11 protein-coding genes are annotated in these 11,315 nt (G+C 36.4%); 7 read left to right on the forward strand and 4 right to left on the reverse strand.

Annotated features, from left to right (window positions below):
* Positions 1 to 71 precede the first annotated feature (71 nt).
* From guaA to HCO57_RS13210, 4 genes are read left to right on the forward strand one after another with little or no spacing between them, the layout of a single operon-like run.
* On the forward strand, positions 72 to 1,604 hold the full coding sequence (guaA, locus tag HCO57_RS13195; RefSeq protein ID WP_167989415.1) for a glutamine-hydrolyzing GMP synthase: 1,533 nt from the start codon (positions 72 to 74) through the stop codon (positions 1,602 to 1,604).
* On the forward strand, positions 1,604 to 3,763 hold the full coding sequence (locus HCO57_RS13200) for a LysM peptidoglycan-binding domain-containing protein (protein ID WP_245167597.1): 2,160 nt from the start codon (positions 1,604 to 1,606) through the stop codon (positions 3,761 to 3,763). Before guaA ends, HCO57_RS13200 begins: the two co-directional genes overlap by 1 nt.
* Positions 3,764 to 3,768: 5 nt before the next feature.
* The gene (locus HCO57_RS13205) at positions 3,769 to 4,182 is read left to right on the forward strand and encodes an OsmC family protein (protein ID WP_136950878.1); all 414 of its coding nucleotides are present in this window, start codon (positions 3,769 to 3,771) and stop codon (positions 4,180 to 4,182) included.
* Positions 4,161 to 4,706: a DUF922 domain-containing protein gene (locus tag HCO57_RS13210; protein WP_209066167.1), complete on the forward strand. Its 546-nt coding sequence runs from the start codon at positions 4,161 to 4,163 to the stop codon at positions 4,704 to 4,706. The genes HCO57_RS13205 and HCO57_RS13210 overlap by 22 nt, the downstream gene beginning before the upstream one ends.
* A 31-nt stretch (positions 4,707 to 4,737) precedes the next feature.
* Here the strand turns inward: HCO57_RS13210 and HCO57_RS13215 are convergent, their stop codons facing one another.
* The 4 genes from HCO57_RS13215 to HCO57_RS13230 all read right to left on the reverse strand — a co-directional run bounded on the left by HCO57_RS13215 (position 4,738) and on the right by HCO57_RS13230 (position 8,759).
* Complete coding sequence (locus HCO57_RS13215) at positions 4,738 to 5,289, reverse strand: HNH endonuclease (RefSeq protein ID WP_136950879.1); 552 nt, start codon at positions 5,287 to 5,289, stop codon at positions 4,738 to 4,740.
* Between the two features lie 252 nt (positions 5,290 to 5,541).
* Positions 5,542 to 7,122: a family 20 glycosylhydrolase gene (locus HCO57_RS13220; protein WP_167989417.1), complete on the reverse strand. Its 1,581-nt coding sequence runs from the start codon at positions 7,120 to 7,122 to the stop codon at positions 5,542 to 5,544.
* 10 nt (positions 7,123 to 7,132) lie between these two features.
* Positions 7,133 to 7,780, reverse strand: a complete 648-nt coding sequence (locus tag HCO57_RS13225; RefSeq protein ID WP_167989418.1) for a GDSL-type esterase/lipase family protein — start codon at positions 7,778 to 7,780, stop codon at positions 7,133 to 7,135.
* A gap of 100 nt (positions 7,781 to 7,880) precedes the next feature.
* Positions 7,881 to 8,759: an alpha/beta hydrolase gene (locus tag HCO57_RS13230; protein WP_167989419.1), complete on the reverse strand. Its 879-nt coding sequence runs from the start codon at positions 8,757 to 8,759 to the stop codon at positions 7,881 to 7,883.
* A 131-nt stretch (positions 8,760 to 8,890) separates the two neighbouring features.
* Between HCO57_RS13230 and mazG the strand changes: the two genes are divergently transcribed.
* Genes mazG through HCO57_RS13245 form a run of 3 tightly spaced genes read left to right on the forward strand, consistent with a single transcriptional unit; the run spans position 8,891 to position 11,307 of the window.
* Positions 8,891 to 9,667 carry a nucleoside triphosphate pyrophosphohydrolase gene (gene mazG / locus HCO57_RS13235; RefSeq protein WP_167989420.1) on the forward strand — a complete coding sequence of 259 codons (777 nt, stop codon included), beginning with the start codon at positions 8,891 to 8,893 and terminating at the stop codon, positions 9,665 to 9,667.
* Positions 9,668 to 9,673: 6 nt separating this feature from the next.
* Complete coding sequence (locus HCO57_RS13240; protein ID WP_167989421.1) at positions 9,674 to 11,062, forward strand: MATE family efflux transporter; 1,389 nt, start codon at positions 9,674 to 9,676, stop codon at positions 11,060 to 11,062.
* Positions 11,063 to 11,079: 17 nt separating this feature from the next.
* Complete coding sequence (locus HCO57_RS13245; RefSeq protein WP_136950885.1) at positions 11,080 to 11,307, forward strand: hypothetical protein; 228 nt, start codon at positions 11,080 to 11,082, stop codon at positions 11,305 to 11,307.
* The last annotated feature ends 8 nt before the right edge of the window (positions 11,308 to 11,315 follow it).

Here is an 11,315-nt window from a genome sequence, read left to right on the forward strand (position 1 = left end):
CAATTTCAAAAGAACTGATAATAATCTTTAAAATTACCTTTCGGTACTATTTCAAATTGCTATTTTTGCTCATGCATAACCAAGTTTTAATCCTCGATTTTGGTTCCCAGTATACTCAATTGATCGCCAGACGCGTTCGGGAACTTAACATTTACTCAGAAATTAAACCATTTAATAATCCGCCTAAGGATTTATCTCCTTACCAAGCTGTGATACTTTCTGGTTCACCACATTCAGTGAGGTTAGACAATCCTCCGCATCCAGATTTATCGCAAATAAGGGGCAAAAAACCATTATTAGGTATTTGTTATGGAGCACAATACTTAGCTCATTTTAGTGGAGGTAGCGTAGCACCATCTGCTACTAGAGAGTACGGTAGGGCACATCTGTCTAAGTTTAAAACAGATGAAGCGTTTTTAAAGGGTATAGACGAAGGTACTCAGGTGTGGATGAGTCACAGTGATACCATTAAAGAATTACCAGAAAACGGAGTGTTATTGGCAAGTACGGAAGATGTTGTCAACGCAGCATACCGTATAAATGGGGAAGATACCTACGCAATACAATTTCATCCAGAAGTGTACCACTCCAAAGACGGAAGTACGTTTTTAAAGAATTTTTTAGTAGACATTGCAGGCTTAAAGCAAGACTGGACACCCACAGCATTTGTAGAGGAAACTGTATCTGAGTTAAAAGAAAAAATTGGTGATGAGCGCGTCATTTTAGGACTTTCTGGTGGTGTAGATTCAAGTGTTGCAGCCATGCTTTTGCATAAAGCTATTGGTGAACAATTACATTGCATCTTTGTAAATAATGGTTTACTGCGTAAGAATGAGTATGAGCAGGTTTTGGAGCAGTATAAAGGAATGGGGCTAAATGTTAAGGGAGTCGATGCTTCGGCACGTTTTTTGGATGCTTTAAAAGGGGAGTCGGATCCAGAAGGTAAACGTAAAATTATTGGTCGAGTATTTGTTGAGGTTTTTGATGATGAATCACATCAAGTAGAAAATGCAACATGGTTGGCGCAAGGAACCATTTATCCAGATAGGATAGAATCAGTATCTGCAAGTGGTGGGCCATCGGTAACCATAAAAAGCCACCATAACGTAGGTGGTTTGCCAGACTATATGAAGTTGAAGATTGTAGAACCTCTACATTTATTATTTAAAGATGAGGTAAGAAGAGTGGGTAAGAGCCTAGGCATGCCAGACAATATTTTAGGCAGGCATCCTTTTCCTGGACCAGGATTAGGTATTCGTATTTTAGGTGATATTACCGCAGAAAAGGTGTCTATGCTACAAGAGGTAGATGCCATTTTTATTGAAGGTCTTAAAAAAAGTGGACTTTACGACAAAGTTTGGCAGGCCGGAGCCATGCTTTTACCCGTAAATAGTGTAGGGGTAATGGGAGATGAACGTACGTACGAAAAGTGTGTGGCGCTAAGAGCGGTAGAAAGTACTGATGGTATGACGGCAGATTGGGTTAATTTACCTTATGAATTTTTACAGAAGGTATCTAACGATATTATTAATAAAGTAAAAGGTGTAAATAGAGTGGTGTACGATATTAGTTCTAAACCACCAGCCACTATAGAATGGGAATAATGAAAAATTCTTTTATCACTGCATTTTGTGTAGTTTGTACGTTTGTTTTGAGTACGTTTTGTGTTTCTGCACAGCAGCGTTATATAACCCACGGGGTAGAAAAGGGAGAAACACTATATAGCATTGCTAAAAAGTATAGGGTAACTCCGTTTGCAATTCTTAAAGAAAATCCTGAAATCACAGACAAGGAAAATATAAAACCAAATACAATTTTGGTCATTCCTGTGGGTGAAGACATAGATGGAGCTACAGAAGAAAAACCTATAAAGCCTAAGCCCGAGGTTGAAGAAAATCTAAACCAGGATAGGCCTATTGGCTACACAAGGCATAAGGTGCGTAAAAGAGAAACTTTATTTGGTATTACCAAGGCTTATAATATTACAGAAGAACAATTAAAAAGATACAATAAAGAGTTGTATGCTACGCCCCTTAAAAAGGGAATGGTTTTGCAAATTCCTAAATATCCAGAAGTTCCTGAGGAAGAAGAAAAAGATATTGAATTTTTTCAATATCAAGTACTGCCTAAAGAAACTAGGTGGAGTATTGCTAATAAATATGGTATTACCGTAGATAGCTTAATAGCTCTTAATCCTAATTTGCCAAAGAATAGTAGTTATTTGGCAGAAGGGCAAGAATTACGTTTGCCAAGGCCTAAAGGCGATAGCTTAAAAGAACAACAAGTTGGGATATTTGAGTCGTATACCGTTCCAAAATCAATTGGAATTTATAGAATTAGTCAGAACTATGGTATCCCTGTAGATTCAGTCATTGCACTAAATCCAGAGATAAAAGACCTAGGCGGCTTAAAAGAAGGTATGGTGTTGCGTTTGCCTAAACGTAAGCCTAGTGATGAGATAGTTAACACTGAGAACTTTATTTTTTACCAAGTAAAGCCTAAGCAAACGGTTTTTACATTAACTAGGAATTTAAAGATTAGTAGGGATTCTCTTTTATTGCTCAATCCAGAATTAGAAAATGGACTAAAGGCTGGCATGGTACTTAAATTACCAAAAAAGAAAGAAGAGGTACTGCAAGTTAAAAACGCTCTAGTGATTGACCAAATTAATTTGCTAGACAGTATAAATGTGGTAAACAAACCCAACCTAATGTTTTTGCTGCCCTTTAGGTTAGATAGAGTAGATTTTTCTAATAGCGATAAAACGCAAAATCAAATTACAGGTAGAAAAGACATCAGCTATGCTATGGGCTTATATTCTGGTGCTATGATAGCATTAGATAGTTTAAAGCATTTAGGAATTTCTGTAAACGTAAAAGCCTTTGATACGGAAAGAAACGCGGATAAGGTTAATGCAATTTTAGCACAGCACTTGTTGGGTATAGACGCTATTGTGGGGCCAGTAGATCCTAGTTTATTAAATACAGTAGCAGCGCAGGCAACTCAAAAAAATATTCCTGTGGTGGCTCCATTTGCATCCGCTAATGCGGTGAATTTTAACAATGTTTTTTATGCTATGCCCAATGATGAGTTGTTGAGAAATACATTGTTAGATTATATAGAAAAAAATAGAACTAAAGAACAAGTTATTGTTATTGCAGATGCCAAACACTTAGAGGCTAGGCAAGCTATTTTAAAACGATTACCCTACGCAAGAGTAGCCAATATGGCTAAAGACGGCTCGTTACACCTAGTAGATTTTAAGGGAATGCTTACTAGAAATGAAGAGAATTGGGTTATAGTAGAAACAACGGACGAAAGTTTGGCGGCTAGTGTTAGTTCTATTCTTAATGCATCTAACCATAATAATGAGACTGGAGGTAAAACTAAAGTACGTATGTTCACTACCAATTATAATAGTGCCTTTGAAGGAGAAGATGTTTCTAGACCTCATTTGTCTAATTTAAAATTCACCTTTCCTGCACCGTTTAAGGTAGATGAAACAAGTTCTTTTGTAAAAGCTTACAAGAAAAAATATGGAATTGATCCAGATAGGTATGCAGTAAGAGGATATGATATGACTATGGATTTAGTTTTAAAATTAGCTTACAAGAAAAATCTATTTGAAACCAATAAAGAAATTGGAGTAACGGAGTACAGTGGAAATAAGTTTGATTACTACCATAAATACACTGCGGGTTATTACAACAATGCTGTTTATGTACTGGGTTACGATAATTTGTATATTAAAGAGCTAAAATAATTAGGATGACTTCTAAAGTAACATATACTGGAGATTTAAGAACAACTTGTGAGCATTTACGTTCTGGAGCCGAGTTTGTAACTGATGCCCCTACAGATAATAATGGACTAGGACAGGCCTTTTCACCAACAGATACAATAGCTACAGGTTTGGCCAGTTGTATGCTTACTGTAATGGGTATAAAGGCTAGAGATATGGGTATAGACTTGGCGGGTTCTACTGCTAATGTTGCTAAATATATGGATAGCAACCCTAGACGAATTTCTAAAATTGAGGTAGAACTTAGTTTAAGAGGGGTGCAAGAACAAAAGCAGCGCACAATTTTAGAACGTACAGCAGAAACCTGCCCTGTACACTACAGCTTACACCCAGATATAGAAAAGGTAATTACATTTAATTGGGATTTAGAAAAGGAATAATTGTTATTAGCCTATTATTAGGTTTTGTTCTATCTGCGCAAGATAAAGAAGCAGGAGTACCATGGCAATCCAAGCAAAAGCTAAGCTGGAGCGATTTTAAAGGTAAAATACCTAAAGACGCTGCCGCCGCCGCAACTACAGCAAGCGGAATAACCTATAATTACTCTGCCAATATTTGGTATCATGAGGTTAAAGTTACAATCACTATTACCGCATTCTTTTACCCTAATCAATCTTGGTATAGACCAGAACTAGTAAATGAAAGGGTATTGCAACATGAGCAGTTGCATTTTAATATCACTGAATTGTACGCACGTAAGATGAAATTAATTGTAGAGCGTACCGCTTTTACAGAAAATGTAAAAGAAGAAATTCAAAAAATCTACAAGGATACGCTTAAAGAAATGAAAGATTTACAAGAGCGCTATGACTGGGAAACCAGTTTCTCTAGAAATGCAGAGGCCCAACAACGTTGGAACAAGCGCATTGCAGAAGCCTTAGAAAGGCTTAATGATAAAGCGTAGTGCTCTTGTAAATACTAACAAATGTGTTTTGTTACCAATCGGTAACAGAACCCCAGTTTTCTCCGCTTTTAATGCGGTATAATTGCATTTCAGAGATACCGAACTGCTTTGCAATCATTTTCATACGGGTTCTTCTGTTTGGATCGTGGATCTTTCTTTTGATCAACTTAACTTTTGCCTCTGTTAGTTTGGCGTAAGTTCTTTTCCTAGGTCGGTTCTTGTAGGCAGGATTGCTGAACTGGTGTTCCTCTTTCTCCTTTTTAGTAGCCCATTTAAGGTTTTCCACCCTATTGTCCTTCTTGTCGTAATTTACGTGGATTACGTACTGGTCGCCTTCTTTTTTCTCTAGAAAATGCTCTGCGACTAACTTATGGACGTATCTACTCGTAGATTTTCCATTTTGCTCCTGCTTCAATGGAAGGTTCTGGTATCCGTTGATAAAGGATTCAGTTACCAAAAATTCTTTATCTCCTTTACAGTTGATTACTCTACCGTAATTGGAAATCTTGAATTTGGCATCTTTTGAAATCTTTTCATCAAACTTAATCTCCTTCCATTCTTCGTTCCAAAAATTCCTAATCATTTGCTATCACTTAAAAGTTTTTATTTCACTAATGTGTATCCCCCATAAAAACTAGGGGAAATGTACAAAAAAACGGGGGGTTTTATAGTGTTAACCGTTAACCGGTTTAATTAAAACGCTGAAAATTAATAAAATAATATTAAAAAAGTAAGTATAATATTACAAAATTGTTAATCAAAGACTAATAAAAGCAAACTTAAACCATAAATTTTAACAATAATTTATAAGTTGTGCAGGGGTAAATGGATGTGTTTAGCGCTCCCAAGGTACCTCTTGAGCATTAAAATAGTTAATAGAATTGCGTTTTAAGTAGGGAACTTGTAGGCCTAACCGTTTTTTGTACGATTCCCAATCATAAAATTCTTCTTGTGTCCAGCCTAATTCTGCTATTCCAATAACTCTTGGAAAAGCAAGGTATTCTAAATCATCGCTATTAGTTATCGTTTCTGACCATAATGGTGCTTCAATCCCTAAAATATGTTCTTTCCCTAATCCTTTTATAAAAGTGGATGGCCTCCACTGGTAAGCAGAATCTACAGGTATAAATCCTGCCCATGTTAGCCCTAGTTTGGTATTTGCATCATACTTCATATCTAAGTACGATTTGTTACCAGGACTTAAAACTATTTTAGCTCCTTTTTTAGCCGCATCTACGGAATGATGTTTTTCTTTCCATAATTGATGAATGGTATTGCTAGAAATATCGGCTTGGGATATTTCATTCCATCCCATCATTTGTTTACCATGTTGGTTTACAATAGCTTCAACTTTATTAATAAAGTGTAGGTAATCTTTCTTTTTGGTAGCGAATGTCTCGTCACCACCAATATGAAAGTACGGGGACGGGGAAATAGCTGCCAGTTCACCAATTACATCATCTATAAATTTATATACAGTGTCTTTACGGGTATCTAAAGTGCTAAAGCCTACTCGCATTCCAGTGTAATTGTTTACAGATTTTCCATTACCATTTAAAAAAGGATAGCTATAAACTGCCGCATTGATATGACCAGGCATGTCTATTTCTGGGATAACTTCTATATGCCGTTCTGCTGCATAGGCTACAATTTCTTTATAATCTTCCTGTGTGTAAAATCCGCCTTTTGTGCCGCCAACTTCTGTCTTAGCACCTATAGTTGTTAGTTTTGGCCACGATTTTATTTCTATGCGCCATCCTTGATCATCTGTTAAATGCAAGTGAAACTTATTTATTTTATAGTAGGCCAATTGGTCCAGGTATCTTTTTACTTCTGCTACAGTAAAAAAATGTCTTGCCACATCTAACATTGCTCCGCGGTAAGCATATTGTGGAGCGTCTATTATTTTTCCACTAGGTATTAACCACATGGGACTACTACTTAGTGTGTCATTAGCCGCTTCGGGAATAAGTTGTCGTAGGGTTTGAACGCCTCTAAAAGCACCTGCCGCAGTACGTGCACTCAATAAGATAGTATCATTCTGTATATAAAGTTCATAAGCCTCAGGAGAATCCTGGGCTAAACTGTCTGTTTTAGTGATATAGATAATACGCCTTACACTCTCATCTATACTGGTATTGACGCCCAATTCTAAGGGAGTAACTTCTTTAATTTTATTAGCTAAAAATTGTCCTACCGCTTCAAAACCAGTGGCGCTTTGGTCTGTGAAAATTACGGTACTACTATCTAATCCAAAGGCTGTATGGGTAGGTATTACTTTAATGGGTTTAGGTATTAGGGCATTTACAGATAAATCCGTTTTAGGATATTCAATTTTTTTCTTCTCTTCTTTACATGATATTAAGGCAAGTAGTAAAGAAAATATGGTTATGGATTTTAGAATGGTCGATTTCATTATGGCTTGGTCAATAAAGAAATTGTTTTAGTTGTTGGTGCCAGATATCATAACCCGTGGGATTCATATGTAAGCCATCTGCTATAAAAATATCTTTACGTAATTTTTTACCATCGAGCATGGCATACCAAACATCCGCATAACTAATATTGGGAGAATTTTTGGCCAGTTTATCTAATTTTTTGTTGAGACGTTTGTACTTTCCTTTCAATTTCCAGCGGGCAATACTAGGCTTGGTAGATATAAGTACTACTTCTAAATCTGGGTCGTATTTGTAAAGTCGTTCTAAAACTTCTTGTAATGTTACTATAATTTCTTTAGGTCTTTTTTTGGCTGAAATATCATTATCTCCTTCGTAAATAAATACTTTTTTAGGATGGTAACGTAACACCACATCATCTAAATAATGTAATAAATCACTAGTTTGTGAACCGCCAAAACCTGTATTTAATACTTGATGTTCAGGAAAACATTCTTTTAGGTTTTTCCACATTCTTATACTAGAGCTACCAGTAAAAATTACCGTGGCTTTTTCTTGATTCCAAAGCGAATCATTATGCTTTACCAACGCAGTTATTTCGTCTTTAAATACATCTTGGGCGTTAGTAGATCCAATAACCCACAAAAGTGATATGAACAGATAAAATTTATTGAGCATAATATTTCTATTAACTATGGAAGGTAAAGATTTTTTTATCCTTTTGGTCAAAATGGAACAGCTCTTAAGTCTAATTTAACTTTTGGTGCAGCACGTTATTTTATGGTGTAATTTTAACCAGTTTCTCACTTACTGCCCAATCATAAAATCGGTCTATCCATTTATCAGAAGGTAGGTTTTGTGTTTTCATTCCAAAACCATGTCCGCCCTTAGCATACATATGCAATGCCACAGATTTACCTGCATGTAGATACGTATTATAAAGTGCAATACTACCACTAGCAAGTTGTAGGGGGTCATCTGTAGCGCAAACAAGTAGCATTGGTGGAGCATCTGTTTTAGGGGGTAAGGGTAATAATACGGTAGACCAATAATACACAGGGACCAAAAAATCTGGTCTGGATGCTTTGGTATAATTTTGGCTTACCCCAACCGTAACTGCGCCACCAGCAGAAAAGCCCATAAAACCAATTTTGTTTTTTACGATGCCATAAGTTTCTGCATTATTGCGCACATATTCAATAGCATTTAAACCATCCTTAATAGATAGTGGTATGTATTTAGTAACTTCTGTAACAATTTTTGCAGGATTGGTTTGACCTAATTCTGATATTTCTTGAACCCCATCGTCACCCGTAGGCACTAAGCGGTATCGCAATACAAAGGCGGTTATCCCTTTATCAGCAAGCCATTTACCAACGTCTCTACCTTCACTATTAATACTAAGACCATATAGTCCGCCGCCAGGAGCAACTATAACAGCTGTACCTGTATTTATAGCGGGGTTTGGTCTAAATACTTCTAGGGAAGGCATGGCTACATTGGTAACAACTTGGGTTTGCCAAATGTTAGAGAAATACTCCTTTTCTGGATGGGTATAGGCTTTTGTAGTTTCATCATTGTAAGGAAGGATAATTTTTTCTTGACTATAACCTAGGGTAATCATAATTGAAAAAACGGAAATAAGATAGGTTTTCATGCTATTTAGTTTCTTAAATGTAAGGATAATTTATGCAGTGCATTGACACCAAAACCATAATTGTTACTTTTTACAAATTAGCAGGTAAAACCGTTCAACAAATTGTAGTTTTGAAGCCTGAAAATTTCAGCATGAACTCTAGACAGGAACAACTCCAAGCTTTTGACCGATTATTAACCATTATGGACGAGCTCAGGGCTCAGTGCCCATGGGATAAAAAGCAAACCATGCAGTCTTTAAGGCATTTAACTATAGAAGAAACCTATGAGTTAGGCGATGCTATTTTAGATAATGATTTGGAAGAGGTTAAAAAAGAATTAGGAGATGTTTTATTGCACATTGTATTCTACGCTAAAATTGGTTCTGAGACTAAGGATTTTGATATTGCAGATGTAGCCAACAGTATCTGCGAAAAGCTGATACATCGTCACCCACATATATATGGTGATGTTAAAGTAACCGATGAAGAAGATGTAAAGCGAAATTGGGAAAACATCAAATTAAAAGAAGGCAAAAAGAGTGTGTTAGAAGGAGTGCCAAACAGTTTGCCTGCTTTGGTAAAAGCAAACCGGATACAGGAAAAGGTAGCTGGTGTGGGTTTTGATTGGGAACAACCAGAACAAGTATTTGAAAAACTCCAAGAAGAGCTGGGAGAACTACAAGAAGAAGTGCTAAAAAATGATGCTGATAAAATGGAGGCAGAATTTGGAGATGTACTTTTTTCTATGGTAAATTATGCTCGCTTTTTAAATATTAATCCAGAAAACGCTTTAGAAAGAACCAATAAAAAGTTCATTAAAAGATTTCAATATTTAGAACAAAAGGCTAAAGAATTAGGTAATACTTTGCAAGAGATGACCCTGGCAGAGATGGATGTTTTTTGGGAAGAAGCTAAAACTAAAAAGTAGGTTTAAATGAAAAAGTACACCAATGAGTTTGCCTACAATCTTAAACTAGCTGCCCCGGTAGTACTTGGTATGCTGGGACATACTTTTGTAGCTTTTGCAGACAATGTTATGGTGGGCCAACTGGGAACAGCAGAATTGGCAGCAGTGTCTTTGGGCAATAGCTTAGTTCTTATTTTTATGTACGTAGGTATTGGTTTTACTACAGCACTAACACCTCTAGTGGCAGAAGCGGATGGTGCTAATGACATTCCCATGGCTAAAAAATTATTTAAACATGGGTTGTTAATTTGTCTAATAATAGGTGCGGTAATGTTTACCTTAATTATGTGTAGTAAAAATTTGCTTTATTACATGGAGCAACCACCAGAAGTGGTTGCGCTGGCTATGCCTTATTTAAATTTGGTGGCAGTATCCATGGTGCCTATGATTATTTTTCAGGCATTTAAGCAGTTCGCAGATGGGTTTTCACAAACCAAATACCCCATGTATGCTACCATAGTTTCTAATGTGGTAAACATTCTACTGAATTATATTTTTATTTTTGGAGCATTTGGGGCACCCAAATTAGGTATTATTGGAGCTGCAATAGGTACACTGGTTTCTAGAGTGGTTATGGTACTTTTTGTTTGGTATTTAATGTATCATAAACCAAAGTTTAAAGTCTATTTTCAAGGTCTTACCTTTAAAACTATAGAGAAAAAGATAATAAATAAGATTATGGCACTGGGTTTCCCTTCTGCTATGCAAGTGTTTTTTGAGGTCGGAATTTTTACATCTGCTGTTTGGCTCAGCGGAGTCTTGGGTAAAAATGCACAAGCTGCCAACCAAATAGCACTTAATTTAAGCAGTATGACCTATATGGTAGGCATCGGCTTAAGTGTTGCTGCTATGGTAAGAGTGGGGAACCAAAAAGGATTACAGAATTTTAAAGAATTGCAACGTATTGCTTCTTCAGTGTTCTTTTTAACCTTGCTTATAGAAGTTGTCTTTGCTGCCCTTTTTCTAGTGTTTAGGCATGCTTTCCCAACCATATATTTAGATGTAGACGATTTAGCTAATCAACAAGACAACATTGCTGTAATTGCTTTGGCAGCTAAACTGCTTTTGGTTGCAGCTTTTTTTCAGATTTCAGATGGGATACAAGTTGTTGTCTTAGGCGCATTAAGAGGACTACAAGACGTTAAAATACCTACTATTATATCGTTTATTGCCTATTGGCTAGTTGGTTTTCCCATAAGCTATTACCTCGGCTTACACACGGAATTGGCAAGTACCGGAATTTGGTTAGGGCTTTTATCCGGCCTTACGGTTTCTGCAGTATTATTGTATATTCGATTTAAATTATTGACAGATAAACTGATTGTTCAAAAATCCCAGCAAGCTACGGCAAGCTAGGTACTATTAAATGTGATATGGAACTACCTAAATTTCTTTTGGGCGATAATACCGATTTTCCTGATGCAATTTTTATTGTGCATACAGACTACCCAAGGTTCATTATAAATCTAGAAAATGATGAGGTTGAATGGCTGGAAGAGTTTTCTAAGGAGGACGAAGAAGAATTAATGACCGAGGCAGAAAATCTGATAGAAGAGGCTACTGCTTTTTATGATAGAGAAGTTAGTAGATACGAAGATTAGCAGTGATA

Source organism: Croceivirga sp. JEA036 (genome assembly GCF_011882165.1).
Lineage (GTDB): Bacteria > Bacteroidota > Bacteroidia > Flavobacteriales > Flavobacteriaceae > Croceivirga.

Excerpts from the sequence above, each read along its gene's own strand:
- HCO57_RS13215 (WP_136950879.1), bottom strand. The coding sequence starts at position 5,289 with ATGATTAGGAATTTTTGGAACGAAGAATGGAAGGAGATTAAGTTTGAT.
- HCO57_RS13225 (WP_167989418.1), bottom strand. The coding sequence starts at position 7,780 with ATGCTCAATAAATTTTATCTGTTCATATCACTTTTGTGGGTTATTGGA.
- HCO57_RS13205 (WP_136950878.1), top strand. The coding sequence starts at position 3,769 with ATGACTTCTAAAGTAACATATACTGGAGATTTAAGAACAACTTGTGAG.
- HCO57_RS13230 (WP_167989419.1), bottom strand. The coding sequence starts at position 8,759 with ATGAAAACCTATCTTATTTCCGTTTTTTCAATTATGATTACCCTAGGT.
- HCO57_RS13240 (WP_167989421.1), top strand. The coding sequence starts at position 9,674 with ATGAAAAAGTACACCAATGAGTTTGCCTACAATCTTAAACTAGCTGCC.
- HCO57_RS13220 (WP_167989417.1), bottom strand. The coding sequence starts at position 7,122 with ATGAAATCGACCATTCTAAAATCCATAACCATATTTTCTTTACTACTT.
- guaA (WP_167989415.1), top strand. The coding sequence starts at position 72 with ATGCATAACCAAGTTTTAATCCTCGATTTTGGTTCCCAGTATACTCAA.
- mazG (WP_167989420.1), top strand. The coding sequence starts at position 8,891 with ATGAACTCTAGACAGGAACAACTCCAAGCTTTTGACCGATTATTAACC.
- HCO57_RS13200 (WP_245167597.1), top strand. The coding sequence starts at position 1,604 with ATGAAAAATTCTTTTATCACTGCATTTTGTGTAGTTTGTACGTTTGTT.
- HCO57_RS13245 (WP_136950885.1), top strand. The coding sequence starts at position 11,080 with ATGGAACTACCTAAATTTCTTTTGGGCGATAATACCGATTTTCCTGAT.